At 47.5% G+C, this 318-nt stretch carries 1 protein-coding gene; it reads left to right on the top strand.

Going from position 1 to position 318, the window contains the following annotated elements; all coding sequences use genetic code 11:
• Positions 1-318: polysaccharide pyruvyl transferase family protein (locus tag KMS84_RS44305; protein WP_256921506.1), on the top strand; the 318-nt coding region annotated here is incomplete at both ends.

The raw sequence follows: 318 nt of genomic DNA, 5'->3' as shown, positions 1-318 counted from the left end.
CAAAAAAAACTAGCCATAGTAATACGCCCGTGGTCCTTCGTTGATGGATGGGAGGATTATTTAGTAACCGCGATTAAGGCTGTTGTACCTAGCACCTTTACGTTAGTCTGGGTGCCGTTTCAATCACATCAGATTGACGGTCGCTCTACATCTGATATTGCTTTCGTTGAATCTCTTATGGCTCGTTTGACCGATACGCATCAGTGCGCGCTGTACGGTAACCTGACTATTCCAGAAACGGTTGAAGTCCTGGGAGATTGCGATGCCATTTTTGCCATGCGTCTTCATGCGCAGATACTGGCACTGGCTATGGGGAAG

Source organism: Streptomyces hilarionis (genome assembly GCF_024539675.1).
GTDB lineage: Bacteria > Actinomycetota > Actinomycetes > Streptomycetales > Streptomycetaceae > Streptomyces > Streptomyces hilarionis.
The sequence above is the reverse complement of the archived record's forward strand: the minus strand, read 5'-3'. Positions and strand labels throughout refer to the sequence as shown.